The organism is Klebsiella sp. Shm-1 (assembly GCF_040804525.1).
In the GTDB taxonomy this organism is placed as follows: domain Bacteria; phylum Pseudomonadota; class Gammaproteobacteria; order Enterobacterales; family Enterobacteriaceae; genus Klebsiella; species Klebsiella pneumoniae.
In genome coordinates this window covers 3917706-3934131 of record NZ_CP161823.1, presented here as the reverse complement: position 1 = coordinate 3934131, position 16426 = coordinate 3917706, and the positions used below count along the sequence as shown (strand labels likewise).

Sequence of the window (16426 nt, the reverse complement as noted above, 5' to 3'; positions counted from 1 at the left end):
CAGATGAAAGGACAAGAAACTCGTGGTTTTCAGTCAGAAGTAAAACAGCTTCTGCACCTGATGATCCATTCCCTCTATTCCAACAAAGAAATCTTTCTGCGTGAGCTGATTTCCAACGCCTCTGATGCGGCCGATAAGCTGCGTTTCCGCGCGCTGTCGCAGCCGGATTTGTATGAGGGAGACGGCGAGCTGCGCGTGCGGGTTTCGTTTGATAAAGACAACCGCACCCTGACCATCGCCGATAACGGTATCGGTATGAACCGGGAAGAGGTTATCGACCATCTCGGCACCATCGCCAAATCCGGCACCAAAGCGTTCCTCGAATCGATGGGTTCTGACCAGGCGAAGGATAGCCAGCTGATCGGTCAGTTCGGCGTCGGCTTCTATTCGGCCTTCATCGTGGCGGACAAAGTGACCGTGCGTACCCGTGCGGCGGGCGACAAGCCGGAAAACGGCGTGTTCTGGGAATCCGCCGGCGAAGGCGAATATACCGTAGCTGATATCACCAAAGCCGATCGCGGCACCGAAATCACCCTGCATCTGCGCGAAGGCGAAGATGATTTCCTCAACGACTGGCGCGTGCGCTCTATCATCAGCAAGTATTCCGACCATATCGCGCTGCCGGTTGAGATTGAAAAACGGGAAGAGAAAGACGGCGAAACCGTGATTTCGTGGGAAAAAATCAACAAGGCGCAGGCCCTGTGGACCCGCAGCAAATCCGAAGTTAACGACGACGAATACAAAGAGTTTTATAAGCATATCGCTCACGACTACAGCGACCCACTGACCTGGAGCCACAACCGCGTGGAAGGTAAGCAGGAGTACACCAGCCTGCTGTATATCCCGTCGCAGGCGCCGTGGGATATGTGGAACCGCGATCATAAACATGGTCTGAAGCTGTACGTCCAGCGTGTGTTCATCATGGACGACGCCGAGCAGTTTATGCCGAACTACCTGCGCTTCGTGCGCGGCCTGATCGATTCCAACGATCTGCCGCTGAACGTCTCCCGTGAAATCCTGCAGGACAGCAGCGTGACCCGCAACCTGCGCACCGCGCTGACCAAACGCGCGCTGCAGATGCTGGATAAGCTGGCGAAAGACGACGCTGAAAAATACCAAACCTTCTGGAAACAGTTCGGCCTGGTGCTGAAAGAGGGCCCGGCGGAAGATCCGAGCAACCAGGAAGCGATCGCCAAACTGCTGCGTTTCGCAACCACCCATACCGACTCCTCCGCGCAGACCGTATCGCTGGAAGAGTATGTCTCACGCATGAAAGAAGGTCAGGAGAAGATCTACTACATCACAGCCGACAGCTATGCGGCGGCGAAGAGCAGCCCGCACCTCGAGCTGCTGCGTAAGAAAGGGATCGAAGTGCTGCTGCTCTCCGATCGCATCGACGAGTGGATGATGAGCTACCTGACCGAGTTCGACGGCAAAGCGTTCCAGTCTGTCGCTAAAGCCGACGAGTCGCTGGACAAGCTGGCGGATGAAGTAGACGAGTCCACCAAAGAAGCCGAAAAAGCGCTGGAGCCGTTCGTTGAGCGGGTGAAAAACCTGCTTGGCGACCGGGTGAAAGAGGTGCGTCTGACCCATCGTCTGACCGACACCCCGGCGATTGTCACCACCGACGCCGACGAGATGAGCACTCAGATGGCGAAGCTGTTCGCGGCAGCGGGCCAGGCGGCGCCGGAAGTGAAATACATCTTCGAACTGAACCCGGCGCATCAGCTGGTGAAACGCGCGGCCGATACCCAGGATGACGCGCAGTTCGGCGAATGGGTGGAACTGCTGCTGGATCAGGCGCTGCTGGCCGAGCGCGGCACGCTGGAAGATCCGAACCAGTTTATCCGTCGTATGAACCAGCTGCTGGCTTCCTGACACGAAGCTGAACGAGTAGCCCGGCCGAGCGACGCGACGCCGGGAACGGGATAAATGCCCCGTCTGAGCGATGTGCTCAGGCGGGGCATTTCACATTGGATTGCATAAAATATCTCACCATTAACCGTTTCAGCCGCACCGCCTTCCTTGAGCCATCGCCGTTCTGGTGGTATGGTTTAGCGTTTTTGAAAAATTGAATCGACTTTTGAGGGGATTTTCGTAATGCGTATTATTCTGCTTGGCGCTCCGGGCGCGGGTAAAGGAACTCAGGCTCAGTTCATCATGGAGAAATACGGTATTCCGCAAATCTCCACCGGCGATATGCTGCGCGCGGCGGTAAAATCCGGCTCTGAGCTCGGTAAGCAAGCGAAAGACATTATGGACGCTGGCAAGCTGGTGACCGATGAGCTGGTCATCGCGCTGGTGAAAGAGCGTATCGCCCAGGAAGATTGCCGTAACGGCTTCCTGCTGGACGGCTTCCCGCGGACCATTCCGCAGGCTGACGCCATGAAAGAGGCGGGCATTACCGTTGATTACGTGCTGGAATTCGATGTGCCGGACGAACTGATCGTCGACCGCATCGTTGGCCGTCGCGTCCACGCGGCATCCGGTCGCGTATACCACATCAAATTCAATCCGCCGAAGGTGGAAGGCAAAGACGACGTGACCGGCGAAGAGCTGACCACTCGTAAAGACGATCAGGAAGAGACCGTGCGTAAGCGTCTGGTAGAATACCATCAGATGACAGCGCCGCTGATCGGCTACTACACCAAAGAAGCGCAGGCGGGCAACACCAAATACGCCAAAGTCGACGGCACCAAAGCGGTAGCTGACGTGCGCGCCGAACTGGAAAAAATCCTCGGCTGATAAAGCCTTTTCTCATCCTGCTGCGGCAGGATGAGAACTCCTCTCATTTCTACCTTTTGCTATGATTGGTTCCGTTTAGCGCCATTTCAGCTACAATTGGCTGCGATTCAAATGGTTAAGAGGTGGTAATGCATCAGACGAAAACAGGTATCTTGCTGGCCAATTTAGGCACTCCCGATGCGCCCACCCCCGGGGCGGTGAAGCGCTATCTGCGACAATTCCTCAGCGACAAACGGGTGGTGGATACGTCTCGTCTGCTATGGTGGCCGCTGCTGCGCGGCGTCATACTGCCGATTCGCTCCCCGCGCGTGGCGAAGCTCTATCAGTCCGTGTGGATGGAAGAGGGATCGCCGCTGATGGTGTATAGTCGTCGCCAGCAGCAGGCGCTGGCTGCCAGGCTGCCGGATACCCCGGTGGCGCTGGGCATGAGCTATGGTTCACCGTCACTGGCCAGCGCGGTGGATGACTTACTGGCGCAGGGGGTGGAGCACATCGTGGTGCTGCCGCTGTATCCGCAATATTCCTGCTCGACGGTGGCCGCCGTCTGGGACGAACTGGCGCGGATTCTGGCGAAAAAGCGCGCCATTCCGGGTATCTCGTTTATTCGCGACTATGCCGAACATCCGGACTATATCCATGCGCTGGCGGCCAGCGTGCGCGCTTCCTTCGCTGTCCATGGGGAACCGGATCTGCTGCTGCTCTCCTATCATGGGATCCCGCAGCGCTATGCCAACCAGGGCGATGATTATCCTCAGCGCTGTCGCGATACGACGCGGGAACTGGTTTCCGCGCTGGGGCTGCCGCCGGAGCGGGTGATGATGACTTTCCAGTCGCGCTTTGGCCGGGAACCCTGGCTGACCCCGTACACCGATGAAACGCTAAAGATGCTCGGCGAGAAAGGGACGAAGCATATTCAGGTGCTGTGCCCGGGGTTTGCCGCCGACTGTCTCGAAACGCTGGAAGAAATCGCCGTCCAGAACCGGGAAATATTCCTCGAAGCAGGCGGCAAGCAATATGAATATATTCCGGCGCTTAATGCGGACGCAGCGCATATTGAGATGATGGTCAATCTGACGGCGCCTTATCGCTGATCGCGCGCAGGGCGGGGAATATGCTACTATTTCCCGCTTGTTCCCTGTTATTTAAGCGCCACTATGAAATTTCCCGGTAAACGCAAATCTAAACACTATTTTCCCGTTAACGCCCGCGATCCGCTGCTGCAGCAAATTCAGCCGGAGAATGAATCCAGCGTCTCCTGGGTGGTCGGTATCGACCAGACGCTGGTGGATATCGAAGCGAAAGTGGATGAGGCGTTTATCGTGCGCTACGGCCTGAGCGCGGGCCATTCGCTGGTGATTGAAGATGACGTCGCCGAGGCGCTGTACCAGGAGCTGGTGCGCAACAATCTCATTACCCATCAGTTTGCCGGCGGCACCATCGGCAATACCATGCACAACTACTCGGTGCTGGCGGACGATCGCTCGGTGCTGCTTGGCGTGATGTGCAGCAATATCGAAATCGGCGGCTACGCCTATCGTTACCTGTGCAATACCTCCAGCCGCACCGATCTGAACTATCTGCAGGGCGTCGACGGCGCCATTGGCCGCTGCTTTACCCTGATCGGTGACAGCGGCGAGCGCACCTTCGCCATCAGCCCGGGCCACATGAACAAGCTGCGTCCGGAAAGCATTCCGGAAGCGGTGATCGCCGGCGCCTCGGCGCTGGTGCTGACCTCTTACCTGGTCCGCTGCAAGCCGGGCGAGCCGATGCCGGACGCCACGATGAAGGCTATTGAGTATGCCAAAAAGCACGATGTGCCGGTGGTGTTAACCCTCGGAACCAAATACGTGATTGCCGATAACCCGGCGTGGTGGCAGGAGTTCCTGCAGGAGCATGTCTCTATTCTGGCAATGAACGAAGAGGAAGGGGAAGCGCTGACCGGCTTTGCCGATCCGCTGTCAGCGGCGAATAAGGCGCTGGACTGGGTCGACCTGGTGCTGTGCACCGCCGGCCCGGCGGGCCTGTATATGGCGGGCTTCACCGAAGAAGAGGCGAAGCGTAAAACCCAGCATCCGCTGCTGCCGGGGGCGATCCCGGAGTTTAACCAGTTTGAATTCAGCCGCGCGATGCGTCACCAGGATTGCGTTAATCCGCTGCGCATTTATTCCCATATCGCTCCCTATATGGGCGGCCCGGAGAAGATCATGAACACCAACGGCGCAGGCGACGGCGCGCTGGCGGCGCTGCTGCATGACATCACCGCCAATAACTACCACCGCAATAACGTACCCAACTCCAGCAAGCACAAATGCAAATGGCTGACCTACTCCTCGCTGGCGCAGGTGTGTAAATATGCCAACCGCGTGAGCTATCAGGTGCTGAACCAGCACTCGCCGCGTTTAACCCGCGGCCTGCCGGAGCGTGAGGACAGCCTGGAAGAGGCGTACTGGGATCGGTAAGCGCGTCCCTCTCCCGGCGGGGAGAGGGCAGTACATCAGCCGGTGACCACTTCGCCGGCCGGTGGCGTTTCCAGAAGCCGCAGCATGGCGCGGGCAATTTCCCGTTCGCCCATCACCACCTGATTGGCTCCACGATCGATAATGTAGTCCACTTCGTCATCATAATGGGCGCGGGCGATAATCTCGATATTCGGACATTTTTCCCGTGCGGAAGCGACAATCTCTCCGGCCTCGTAGCCGTTAGGGATTGTCAGCAGCAGCCAGCGGGCGCAATCGAGATGCGCCAGCTCCATGATCTCTTCATTGGCGGCATTGCCGAGCACCGCGCTGATCCCGCGCTCGCGTAGCTCATCCACGCGGGTGCGCGAGGTTTCAACCACCACCAGCGGGATCCCCTGGGCCATCAGCTTCTCGCCCAGCAGGCTGCCGACGCGGCCGAAGCCGACCAACAGCGCGTGGTTGCAGATATCGACCGGCACCTGCTTCTCGTCTTCCAGGACCTCTTCCAGCGTCTGCTCGTCGAGGGTTTCGGTTTTATCGAGATATTTTTCCAGCAGGGTAAACAGCACCGGGTTGAGCATAATTGAGATGATCGCCCCGGCCAGCACCAGATTTTGTCCGGCCTGCGGCAGCAGGTTAAGCGCCATTCCCAGGCCGGCGAGAATAAAGGCAAACTCGCCAATCTGCGCCAGGCTGGCGGCGATGGTCAGCGCGGTGCGCGGCGAGTGACCAAACATCCGCACAAGGAAAAAGGCGGCTGCGGATTTACCAAAGATAATAATCGCCAGCGTCGCCAGCACCGCCAGCGGCTGTTGGACCAGCACCATCGGGTCAAACAGCATGCCGACGGAGACGAAGAACAGCACCGCGAAGGCGTCGCGCAGCGGCAGGGTGTCATGGGCGGCGCGGTGGCTGAGCTCGGATTCGTTAAGCACCATGCCGGCAAAGAAGGCGCCGAGGGCAAAAGAGACATCAAACAGCTCCACGGCGCCGAAGGCGATGCCCAGCGCCAGGGCCAGCACCGACAGAGTGAACAGCTCGCGTGAGCCGGTGGCGGCGCTGCGCGACATGATCCACGGCACCAGCCGGCGGCCGACCAGCATCATAATGGCGATAAAGGCCACCACTTTGCCAATGGTGATCCCGAGGTCGAGGGCCAGGGACGCGAAGCCGACGTTGCCTTTCTCCGCCATACCGGCAATCGCCGGCAGCAGGACCAGCGTCAGGACCATCACCAGGTCTTCCACAATCAGCCAGCCGATGGCGATTTGCCCGCGCTGGCTGTCTATCAGTTGTCGTTCCTCCAGCGCGCGCAGCAGCACTACGGTACTGGCGGTGGAGAGGCACAGGCCAAAGACGATGCCGGTCATCAGCGACCAGCCGAGGGCGGCGGAGAGCGCCATACCCAGCAGCGTCGCCACGGCTATCTGGGCGATAGCCCCGGGGATGGCGATCGATTTTACCGCCATCAGGTCTTTAAGTGAGAAATGCAGCCCGACGCCGAACATCAGCAGAATGACGCCAAGTTCCGCCAGTTCCGGAGCCAGTTTGGTGTCAGCAACAAAGCCAGGGGTGAAAGGTCCGGCCAGCACGCCCGCTAAGAGATATCCCACCAGAGGAGAAATACGTAGCTTATTGGCAATCATGCCGAGAATAAAGGCGAGCACGAGGCCGCCGACAATGGTGGTGATAAGCGGTGTTGCGTGGTGCATTCCGTCTCCTTTCCAGTGGTGTATCGGTCCATTTTGCTACCCTGTCCGGGTAATAGTTTATGACAAAAACGTTCACTTTGTTTATGAATAATTCTTGAGTTGTGCAAAAAAATGCAATTAGCCGATGAAAAGGCACAGAAGGGAAAATGGCGGGGGGAAATCGTGGAACAGGCTGATGACACAAGGGTTAACGGCGGCCAGGGTTGCACTTTGGCCGCCGAATAATCAGGCTTTTTGCCGGTTATCAGGAAGGAATATCGTCAGGAATCCCAGCAGCGGCAGGAAGGCGCAGATTTTATAAACCAGATCGATGCTGGTATGGTCCGCCAGCAGGCCTAACACCGCGGCGCCAAGGCCGCCCATGCCAAAGGCGAAGCCGAAAAACAGGCCAGAAACCATGCCGATGCGTCCCGGCAGCAGTTCCTGCGCATAGACCAGAATAGCGGAAAAGGCCGAGGCGAGGATAAAACCAATGATCACCGTTAAAATCCCCGTCCATTCAAGGCTGGCGTAGGGTAAAACAAGGGTGAAAGGCGCTACGCCGAGGATAGAACCCCAAATCACATACTTACGCCCAATTTTATCGCCAACAGGCCCGCCAATCACCGTCCCGGCAGCCACTGCGAACAGGAAGGCAAACAGATGAAGCTGGGCGTTTTGCACCGTTAAGCCGAATTTATGCATCAGATAAAAGGTGTAATAGCTGCTAATGCTCGCCATATAGAAATATTTCGAGAAAATCAGCATCAGCAGAATGCCTACCGCCAGAATGACCTTCTTGCGCGGCAGCGGATTAACGATGGCCGGTTTCGGTTTGCCCTTATTCATTCGATGCTGCGCGGCATACCAGCGGCTGATTTGCGACAGCACGACAATAGCCAACAGAGCGGCCAGCACAAACCAGGCGACGTTGCCTTTGCCGTACGGGGCGATGATCACCGCCGCCAGCAATGGGCCAAGCGAGCTGCCGAAGTTGCCGCCCACCTGGAACAGCGACTGGGCCAGGCCGTGACGGCCGCCGGAGGCCATCCGCGCTACGCGGGACGATTCCGGATGGAAAACCGAGGAGCCGGTACCTACCAGCGCGGCGGCCAGCAGCACCATGCCGAAGCTACCGGCCAGCGCGAGGAGAATCAAACCGCAGAGGGTGAAGCACATGCCCACCGGCAGCGACCACGGCATTGAGCGTTTATCGGTGATGTAGCCAATCACCGGCTGGAATAGCGATGAGGTGAGCTGGAAGGTCAGGGTGATCATGCCGATCTGCACGAAGGTAAGGGAGAACTCCGCCTGCAGCAGCGGGTAGATAGCGAGAATAAGCGACTGGATCATATCGTTAAGCAAATGGGACAGGCTGATCGCGCCTAAGATGCCAAACGAGGTGCGTGCTTTTTGCGGCGGCGCAGCGGGGCCGGACAAGGGTTGAGCGGTCTGATTGATTGCCATAGGTTCACGTCACTTTTTTATATAGCTTTCGTCTTTTGTCCGCCATGGCGACTGCCCTGATTTTCCCGGCTACTGCATGGGAAATATGACGAACGGGCTGACGCAATGCCATACAACGCGAAGGCGTATAGAGGATGCAGGTAGAATTATTATCCGACTAACATACCTGTTGATAAGGTTTGAAGGAAGTCGCAATTCTGAAAACATATTTGTCAACGCGACTAACTCGCTATACTTTCGGCACTTGGGATTAAGTCAGGGAGTGAAGCATGCATTATTTCAAACACAGCGTAGCGCTGGCGCTATTCGCCGCTTTATCGCTGGGCAGCCTGTCGGCACAGGCCTATGAGCAGGATAAAACCTATAAAATTACCATCCTGCACACCAACGATCACCACGGCCATTTCTGGCGCAATGACTACGGCGAATATGGCCTGGCGGCGCAGAAAACGCTGGTCGATGGCATCCGTAAAGAGGTGGCGGCGGAAGGGGGAAGCGTCCTGCTGTTATCCGGCGGCGATATTAATACCGGCGTACCGGAGTCTGATTTACAGGATGCAGAGCCCGATTTTCGCGGCATGAACCTGATCGGCTACGACGCGATGGCGGTGGGAAACCATGAATTCGATAATCCGCTGAGCGTACTGCGCCAGCAGGAAAAGTGGGCTAAGTTCCCGTTCCTGTCGGCCAATATTTATCAGAAAAGCACCGGCGAACGGCTGTTCAAACCCTGGGCGTTGTTTAAGCGCGGTGGGCTGAAAATCGCGGTGATTGGCTTAACCACCGACGATACGGCCAAGATTGGCAATCCGGAATATTTCACCGATATCGAATTCCGCAAACCGGCGGAAGAGGCGAAGCTGGTTATCCAGGAGCTGCAGCAGAATGAAAAGCCGGACGTGATCCTGGCCACCACCCATATGGGCCATTACGACAATGGCAACCACGGCTCTAACGCGCCGGGCGACGTTGAAATGGCGCGGAGTTTACCTGCGGGATCGCTGGCGATGATCGTCGGCGGTCATTCGCAGGATCCGGTATGCATGGCGGCGGAAAATAAAAAGCAGGTCGATTATGTGCCAGGCACCCCGTGCGCTCCGGATCGTCAGAACGGCATCTGGATCGTCCAGGCGCATGAGTGGGGCAAATACGTCGGCCGCGCCGATTTTGAGTTCCGCAACGGCGAGATGAAGCTGGTGCACTATCAGCTGATCCCGGTCAACCTGAAGAAAAAAGTGACTTACGATAACGGCCAAAGCGAGCGGGTGCTGTATACGCCGCAGATCGCCGAGAACCCGCAGATGATGTCGCTGCTGACGCCGTTCCAGAACAAAGGCAAGGCGCAGCTGCAGGTCAAAATCGGCAGCGTGAATGGTCATCTGGAGGGCGACCGCAGTAAAGTGCGCTTTGTGCAGACCAATATGGGCCACCTGCTGCTGGCGGCGCAAATGGCGCGCAGCAACGCGGATTTCGCGGTGATGAGCGGCGGCGGGATCCGCGACTCCATTGAGGCGGGGGATATCACCTACAAAGATGTGATGAAGGTCCAGCCGTTCGGCAATGTGCTGACCTATGTCGATATGAACGGCAAGGAGGTAGTGGATTACCTGACCGCCGTCGCGCAGATGAAGCCGGATTCCGGCGCTTATCCGCAGTTTGCCAACGTCAGTTTCGTGGCCAAAGACGGTAAGCTGAACGATCTGAAAATCAAAGGCGAACCGGTGGATCCGGCGAAGACCTATCGGATGGCGACGCTGAGCTTTAACGCCACCGGCGGCGATGGCTATCCGAACATCGCCGATAAACCCGGGTATGTGAATACCGGCTTTATCGATGCCGAAGTGCTGAAAGAGTATATCGAGAAGAACTCGCCGCTGGATGCCGCCACCTATGAGCCGAAAGGCGAGGTGAGCTGGCAGTAAGCCTGGGCTTCAGGTTGGCTATTTCCCCGGTGGCGCTACGCTTACCGGGGCTACAAGTTGGGTATCCCGGATAAGGCGCGTGCGCCGCTATCCGGGATCGTTTTATCAATCGCGGCGGGCGATATCGGCGAACTTCGCATCGAGAAGCTGCGCCAGATCGCTCGCCGCCAGCTCAATATCCAGCCCGCGTTTGCCGCCGGAAATATAGATGGTGGCAAATTCCTGCGCCGGGGCGTCAATCACCGTCGGCAGGCGCTTCTTCTGCCCCAGCGGACTGATGCCGCCCACCAGATAGCCGGTGATACGCTGCGCCACCATCGGGTCGGCCATGTCGACTTTCTTAGCGCCCAGCGCTTTCGCCACTTTCTTCAAATCCAGCTGCCCGGCGACCGGAGTGACGGCCACCGCCAGATGCTTCATATCGCCGTTCACGGCGACCAGCAAGGTCTTGTAAACCTGGTCGGCATTGAGGCCGAGCTTGCGCACCACTTCATCTCCGAAGTTGGTCTCATTGGGATCGTGATCGTAACTGTGGATCTGAAAGGAAATTTTGTTTTTTTCGAGTAATTTAACGGCGGGAGTCATAGCTATCCTTCTTACCAACCGGTTTTGCGTGACGTCAGAATACGCCCGCAGGTTGTCTAAAAAATAGTACCATCTTGCGCAATAGTGTTGGCAGTGATGGTCACTTTGAGCGACAATCAGACGATCCGGGATGCAAATCCCGGGATAATAATAATGATGAAATTCCTCTTTGACGGGCCAATAGCAATATTGGCCATTTTTTTTATGTCAGCATATCCGGCAGATTCCCTTCGCCATACAGGTGCAGCGCGCCGACGGCAACCACGTAGCGCCCCGGCGGCAAGGCCAGCAGCGTCTCGCGCCAGGCGAGGTTGCGCTGGTGCATCAGCACATCATATAAAGACTGGCTAAAGGTCGTCGGCAGCGATACCGCGCCGCGCGACGGCGGTTGCTCCAGCCACCAGCCGATCATGACCTGCAGTAAACGGGCGTTGGTGCGCCAGTGGGTCAGCGTATCCTCCAGCAGCGCCATCCCCCCGTCGGGCAGATCGCGCAGCAGCGCGATTTGGCTGTCGGCGCCTTCCAGCTCCATCACCGCTATGTTGCTCTCGCGGGCGGCCATCAGCAACTGATAATCGATGCCGTAATCTGGTCGCAGCCCCAGCTTCTGCGCCTGGGTGGCCTGCAGGACCATCGCCACCTGCCACAGCGGCTGGCTGTCGAACAGCCCGACCGACAGGCCCAGCTCGCCGGTTCGCGCCTCTAGCTCGCTCAGCTGCGCATCGCTCAGGCGTTCCGCCAGCGGTGGGTAAGTGGGGAGATCGCTAAACGGTGTTTCATTGCCGCTGATATCGGCCTCGACGATTAACGCATCGGCCTGGCGTATTTTTTTCAGAAGCTTCGCCGGCGGCGGCGCCATGTCGCGGGTGCCCATATGGATACTGCCGACGAGGTGCAAATAGCGTTCGCCGGGCAGGACGATATCCATCGCAGGCCAGGAATAAGACGAGCCGACGGCGGCTCGCCACAGCATTTTTATCCGGTTTAACAGGCCCATACGCGCTCCGAAGTGTGAGGACTTCATGCTAGCGCATATGGTGATACACGTCACCCTTCCGGCGGGCTTTTCTTGTCCCGGCAAAAAAACGGGCGCCGAACAACGTCGGCGCCCGTTTCATCTGACGGCGTTTACTCTTTTGGTTTAAAGCGCAGCAAGCGGTTGGCGTTACTCACCACGGTGATCGACGACAGCGCCATCGCCGCGCCGGCGACCACCGGGTTGAGCAGGGTGCCGGTCAGCGGCCAGAGGATCCCGGCGGCAATCGGGATACCCAGCGAGTTGTAGACAAACGCGCCCAGCAGGTTCTGCTTCATATTGCGTAACGTTGCTTTCGAAATCGCCAGCGCATCGGCCACGCCGTGAAGACTATGGCGCATCAGGGTGATCGCCGCAGTTTCAATAGCGACATCGCTGCCGCCGCCCATGGCGATCCCGACATCCGCCTGGGCCAGCGCCGGGGCGTCGTTAATCCCATCGCCAACCATCGCCACTTTGTGCCCCTGGCTCTGCAGACGCTTAATGGCATCGGCTTTACCGTCCGGTAGCACGCCGGCGATCACTTCATCAATGCCGGCTTCTTTGGCGATAGCCTTCGCGGTGGTGGGGTTATCCCCGGTAAGCATCACCAGCCGGTAGCCCTGCCGATGCAAACGCGCCAGGGCGTCGACGCTGTCTTCGCGCAGCGGGTCGCGGATGGCGAACAGCGCGGCGGCCTGACCATCCACCGCCAGCAGTACCGGCGTGGCGCCGCGTGAGGCCTGGGCTGTCATCTCGCTTTCCACCTCGGCGGTATTGATATGCTGCTCGTTGAGCAGCGCCTGGTTACCGAGCAGCAGACGATGACCTTCCGCCTCGCCGCTGACGCCAAGGCCGCGCAGGGTGCGGAAGCCGCTGACTTCCGGCAATGGGCCGTCGGCAGCTTTATCAAGGATCGCTCGCGCCAGCGGATGGCTTGAGCCCTGCTCCAGCGCGGCGGCAAGACGCAGCGCGGTATGCTCATCAACGCCAGCGAAAGTTTTCACCGCCACCACCTGCGGCTTGCCTTCGGTCAGGGTGCCGGTTTTATCGAACACAAGGGTGTCGAGTTCACTGGCGCGCTGCAGCGCATCGGCATCGCGGACCAGCACGCCATACTCCGCCGCCCGGCCAACGCCGGAGATAATCGACATCGGCGTCGCCAGGCCTAAGGCGCACGGACAGGCGATAATCAGTACCGTGGTGGCAATGACCAGGGTATAGACGATCTGCGGCGCCGGGCCGAAGAAGTACCAGATCGCAGCGCTGATCAGCGCAATGACGACCACCGCCGGAACAAATACGGCGGAGATTTTATCCGCCAGCTGGCCGATCTCCGGTTTGCTGCTCTGCGCCTGGCGCACCATGCGGATAATTCTTGCCAGCGTGGTCTGGCTGCCGACGGCGCTGGCGGTAAACAGCACGCTGCCATCCTGCACCACGGTCCCGGCGTGAATAGCATCGCCATCGCCTTTTTGCTGCGGCACCGGTTCGCCGGTGAGCATCGCTTCATCAAACCAGGCTTCGCCCTGGCTTATCATGCCGTCGACCGGGACGCGGTCGCCGGTAGTCAGGCGCAGGGTCATGCCGGCCTGAACTTCCGCGAGCGGCAGATCTTTCTCGCCCTCGGGCGTGACGACCCGCGCCGAAGGCGGCGTCAGGTCGAGCAGTTTTTCCAGCGCTTTCGAGGAGCGCTGACGCGCGCGGGCCTCCAGCATATGGCCGAGGTTAATCAGGCCGATAATCATCGCGCTGGCTTCGTAATAGAGATGGCGGGCTTCCATCGGGAACCACTGCGGCCACAGGTTGACGCTCATCGAGTACAGCCAGGCGACGCCGGTGCCGAGCGCCACCAGCGTGTCCATGGTGGCGGTGCCGTTTTTCAGGCTTTTCCACGCGCTGCGGTAGAAGTGGCCGCCGGCGAAGACCATGACGGCGAGGGTGACAAGGCCGATAACCAGCCACAGCGAACGGTTGTCGTCGCTGACCATCATGTTATCGCCGATCATGCCCCAGACCATCACCGGCACGCCGACCAGCAGGGCGACAATCGCCTGCCAGCGAAAACGTTTCATCGTCGCGAGGGCGGTTTCCTGCTGACGTTCGCGGCGTTGCAGATCGTCTTCGATCGCCTCCGCGCCATAGCCGGCTTTCTCCACCGCCTGCACTAATTCTGCGGCGGACGCACTGCCCATCACCAGCGCCGTGCGTTCCGCCAGGTTAACCCGCGCCTGTGAGACGCCCGGCACCGCGGCAAGCGCGTTTTGTACCCGGGAGACGCAGCTGGCGCAGCTCATGCCGTTGATCAGCAGCTGTTGACTGTCATCTTCGTCATGGGCTGCCGGAAGCTCAGGAGTGGCCGCTGTCAGTGCTTCCGACGGGATTGATGATTCTGCCAGCGGTTTAGCCTTTGGGTGGCTGAGCTCCGCGCCGTATCCGGCTTGTTTAACGGTATCAATCAGCGCTTGCGCGCTGGCGCTGCCCGTCACATGGGCTTCAGTGAGGGTGACTTCCGCTTGCTCAACGTCAGGACGCTGCTCCAGACTCTCTTTCACGCGTTTGACGCAGTGGCCGCAGGAGAGGCCATCCAGCGTCAGGTCGATAGTGTTAGACATAAATAACTCCTGAATAATTTTCCGGTCAACGATTGACCAGAACCACTCTTTCATCGAGTATTAAGAAGGTTAAACCTTCCAGCAAGGGGAAGGTCAAGGAGAAAAAATGAATATCAGCGATGTGGCGAAAAAAACCGGCTTAACCAGCAAAGCGATTCGTTTTTATGAAGAGAAGGGGCTGGTGACGCCGCCGTTGCGGAGCGAAAACGGCTACCGCACCTATAGTCAGCAGCATCTCGATGAGCTGACGCTGCTGCGCCAGGCGCGGCAGGTGGGGTTTAACCTGGAAGAGTGCCGCGAACTGGTGGCCTTGTTCAACGACCCGTCGCGGCACAGCGCCGATGTGAAAAAACGCACGCTGGAGAAAGTGGCGGATATCGAGAACCATATCCGCGAGCTGCAAAATATGCGCACGCACCTGCTGGCGCTGGCCGAATCCTGCCCCGGCGACGACAGCGCGGAGTGCCCGATTATCGATAATCTTTCCGGCTGCTGCCATCGCAAGGCGCAGGCTTAACGGACGGCGGGTCTGATTCGTAGCGTAATCCCTTCTACGGCAATCACTTCAACCTTGCTGCCCGCCGCGAAGTCTTCATCGGCAATCACCGGCCAGGAGCTGTCGCCCACGCGGACGTGGCCGCGGCCGTTCACCAGCGGGGCATCCAGCGTCAGGCGGCGGCCCACCAGTTGCTGCCCGCGCTGGTTGAGCTGGGCATCGGCCGGGCGCTGCGTTTTGACGCGCTTGCGCAGCCATTTCGACCACAGCCACGCCGCCAGCAGGGTGAGAACGGCAAACAGCGTGCCTTGCCATTCCCAGCTCAGCGGCAGGAGCCAGGTCAGGGCGCCGGTCACCACGCCGGCGACGCCGCTCCACAGCAGGTATCCGCTGCCGCCCAGCATCTCGGCCGCCAGCAGCAGCCCGCCGAGGCTTAGCCAGAACAGATGGGGGTGTGCGAGGATCATGCCGATCATGATTTTTTCCGATCGCCAGCGCCTTCTTTGATCAGCTCGCTGATCCCGGCGATCGATCCCATCAGGCTGCTGGCATCCAGCGGCATCAATACCACTTTGCTGTTGTTAGCGGCGCCAATCTGCTGCAGCGCATCGGTGTATTTCTGCGCCACGAAGTAGTTGATCGCCTGAATATCGCCCGAGGCGATCGCCGAGGAGACCATTTGGGTGGCGCGGGCTTCCGCTTCGGCGGACCGTTCGCGAGCCTCCGCCTGCAGGAACGCGGACTGCCGTTCGCCCTCGGCCTTGAGGATCTGCGACTGCTTTTCCCCTTCCGCTTTCAGAATTTCCGCCTGTCGCACCCCTTCGGCCTCAAGGATGTACGCGCGTTTGGTACGTTCGGCTTTCATCTGGGCGTTCATCGAGGCGATAAGCTCCGCCGGCGGGCGAACGTCGCGAATTTCGACGCGGGTGATTTTCACCCCCCACGGGTTGGTGGCGTCGTCAACGATATGCAGCAGGCGGGTGTTAATGCTGTCGCGCTGGGAGAGCATTTCGTCCAGCTCCATTGAGCCGAGCACGGTACGGATGTTGGTCATCGTCAGGTTGACGATCGCCTGCTCAAGATTGCTGACCTCGTAGGCGGCCTTTGGCGCGTCGATCACCTGAATAAAGCAGACCGCGTCGATGGTGACGTTGGCGTTATCCCGGGAGATAACCTCCTGCGAGGGGATATCGAGCACCTGCTCCATCATGTTCACTTTGCGGCCGATACGGTCCATAAACGGCACGACTAAGCTTAATCCCGGCTGCAGCGTCTGGGTAAAACGCCCGAAGCGCTCCACCGTCCACTGGTAGCCCTGCGGGACAATTTTCACCGCCGCGGCCACAATAACCAGCGCGACGAAAATAAGGATAGGAATAAAAATTAGCATCAAAAACCTCCTGTCTTGTTGCCTGGCGGGGCGCTACAAGG

The 16426-nt window shown here is 58.8% G+C and carries 13 protein-coding genes; 6 read left to right on the top strand and 7 right to left on the bottom strand.

The features are described 5' to 3' along the window. Positions 1–3: 3 nt before the first annotated feature. The 4 genes from htpG to AB1E37_RS19315 all read left to right on the top strand — a co-directional run bounded on the left by htpG (position 4) and on the right by AB1E37_RS19315 (position 5204). A complete protein-coding gene (gene htpG / locus AB1E37_RS19330) occupies positions 4–1878 on the top strand; it encodes a molecular chaperone HtpG (RefSeq protein ID WP_004177228.1) in 1875 nt (624 codons plus the stop codon). Positions 1879–2100: 222 nt separating this feature from the next. After that, positions 2101–2745 carry an adenylate kinase gene (gene adk / locus AB1E37_RS19325; RefSeq protein ID WP_002892184.1) on the top strand — a complete coding sequence of 215 codons (645 nt, stop codon included), beginning with the start codon at positions 2101–2103 and terminating at the stop codon, positions 2743–2745. Positions 2746–2873: 128 nt separating this feature from the next. Then, positions 2874–3836, top strand: a complete 963-nt coding sequence (gene hemH / locus AB1E37_RS19320) for a ferrochelatase (protein WP_002892189.1) — start codon at positions 2874–2876, stop codon at positions 3834–3836. 63 nt (positions 3837–3899) lie between these two features. After that, complete coding sequence (locus tag AB1E37_RS19315) at positions 3900–5204, top strand: inosine/guanosine kinase (protein ID WP_002892192.1); 1305 nt, start codon at positions 3900–3902, stop codon at positions 5202–5204. A 35-nt stretch (positions 5205–5239) separates the two neighbouring features. Here the strand turns inward: AB1E37_RS19315 and ybaL are convergent, their stop codons facing one another. Next, a complete protein-coding gene (ybaL, locus tag AB1E37_RS19310; protein ID WP_002892195.1) occupies positions 5240–6916 on the bottom strand; it encodes a YbaL family putative K(+) efflux transporter in 1677 nt (558 codons plus the stop codon). Between the two features lie 225 nt (positions 6917–7141). Continuing rightward, a complete protein-coding gene (locus AB1E37_RS19305) occupies positions 7142–8362 on the bottom strand; it encodes an MFS transporter (protein ID WP_004147385.1) in 1221 nt (406 codons plus the stop codon). 269 nt (positions 8363–8631) lie between these two features. Between AB1E37_RS19305 and ushA the strand changes: the two genes are divergently transcribed. Beyond that, complete coding sequence (gene ushA / locus AB1E37_RS19300; protein ID WP_032436954.1) at positions 8632–10284, top strand: bifunctional UDP-sugar hydrolase/5'-nucleotidase UshA; 1653 nt, start codon at positions 8632–8634, stop codon at positions 10282–10284. A 105-nt stretch (positions 10285–10389) separates the two neighbouring features. Here the strand turns inward: ushA and ybaK are convergent, their stop codons facing one another. The 3 genes from ybaK to copA form a co-directional block, all read right to left on the bottom strand. After that, on the bottom strand, positions 10390–10869 hold the full coding sequence (gene ybaK, locus AB1E37_RS19295) for a Cys-tRNA(Pro)/Cys-tRNA(Cys) deacylase YbaK (RefSeq protein ID WP_002892205.1): 480 nt from the start codon (positions 10867–10869) through the stop codon (positions 10390–10392). Between the two features lie 202 nt (positions 10870–11071). Continuing rightward, entirely contained in the window at positions 11072–11866 is a 795-nt protein-coding gene (locus tag AB1E37_RS19290; RefSeq protein WP_004178774.1) for a TraB/GumN family protein, read from the bottom strand. A 131-nt stretch (positions 11867–11997) separates the two neighbouring features. Then, positions 11998–14499: a copper-exporting P-type ATPase CopA gene (copA, locus tag AB1E37_RS19285; RefSeq protein ID WP_004178775.1), complete on the bottom strand. Its 2502-nt coding sequence runs from the start codon at positions 14497–14499 to the stop codon at positions 11998–12000. Between the two features lie 106 nt (positions 14500–14605). Here copA and cueR point away from each other — a divergent pair, with 106 nt between their 5' ends. Next, positions 14606–15016, top strand: a complete 411-nt coding sequence (gene cueR / locus AB1E37_RS19280; RefSeq protein ID WP_032436955.1) for a Cu(I)-responsive transcriptional regulator — start codon at positions 14606–14608, stop codon at positions 15014–15016. On the opposite strand, the gene AB1E37_RS19275 is transcribed toward cueR, so the two are convergent. Next, on the bottom strand, positions 15013–15471 hold the full coding sequence (locus tag AB1E37_RS19275) for an NfeD family protein (protein ID WP_004142979.1): 459 nt from the start codon (positions 15469–15471) through the stop codon (positions 15013–15015). The two genes, cueR and AB1E37_RS19275, sit on opposite strands and share 4 nt — an antisense overlap. Next, complete coding sequence (locus tag AB1E37_RS19270) at positions 15468–16385, bottom strand: SPFH domain-containing protein (RefSeq protein WP_002892258.1); 918 nt, start codon at positions 16383–16385, stop codon at positions 15468–15470. Before AB1E37_RS19270 ends, AB1E37_RS19275 begins: the two co-directional genes overlap by 4 nt. Positions 16386–16426 lie beyond the last annotated feature (41 nt).

What these genes read in the sequence shown, in the direction of transcription:
- htpG (WP_004177228.1), top strand. Translation starts at nt 4, where the DNA reads ATGAAAGGACAAGAAACTCGTGGTTTTCAGTCAGAAGTAAAACAGCTT.
- adk (WP_002892184.1), top strand. Translation starts at nt 2,101, where the DNA reads ATGCGTATTATTCTGCTTGGCGCTCCGGGCGCGGGTAAAGGAACTCAG.
- hemH (WP_002892189.1), top strand. Translation starts at nt 2,874, where the DNA reads ATGCATCAGACGAAAACAGGTATCTTGCTGGCCAATTTAGGCACTCCC.
- AB1E37_RS19315 (WP_002892192.1), top strand. Translation starts at nt 3,900, where the DNA reads ATGAAATTTCCCGGTAAACGCAAATCTAAACACTATTTTCCCGTTAAC.
- ybaL (WP_002892195.1), bottom strand. Translation starts at nt 6,916, where the DNA reads ATGCACCACGCAACACCGCTTATCACCACCATTGTCGGCGGCCTCGTG.
- AB1E37_RS19305 (WP_004147385.1), bottom strand. Translation starts at nt 8,362, where the DNA reads ATGGCAATCAATCAGACCGCTCAACCCTTGTCCGGCCCCGCTGCGCCG.
- ushA (WP_032436954.1), top strand. Translation starts at nt 8,632, where the DNA reads ATGCATTATTTCAAACACAGCGTAGCGCTGGCGCTATTCGCCGCTTTA.
- ybaK (WP_002892205.1), bottom strand. Translation starts at nt 10,869, where the DNA reads ATGACTCCCGCCGTTAAATTACTCGAAAAAAACAAAATTTCCTTTCAG.
- AB1E37_RS19290 (WP_004178774.1), bottom strand. Translation starts at nt 11,866, where the DNA reads ATGGGCCTGTTAAACCGGATAAAAATGCTGTGGCGAGCCGCCGTCGGC.
- copA (WP_004178775.1), bottom strand. Translation starts at nt 14,499, where the DNA reads ATGTCTAACACTATCGACCTGACGCTGGATGGCCTCTCCTGCGGCCAC.
- cueR (WP_032436955.1), top strand. Translation starts at nt 14,606, where the DNA reads ATGAATATCAGCGATGTGGCGAAAAAAACCGGCTTAACCAGCAAAGCG.
- AB1E37_RS19275 (WP_004142979.1), bottom strand. Translation starts at nt 15,471, where the DNA reads ATGATCGGCATGATCCTCGCACACCCCCATCTGTTCTGGCTAAGCCTC.
- AB1E37_RS19270 (WP_002892258.1), bottom strand. Translation starts at nt 16,385, where the DNA reads ATGCTAATTTTTATTCCTATCCTTATTTTCGTCGCGCTGGTTATTGTG.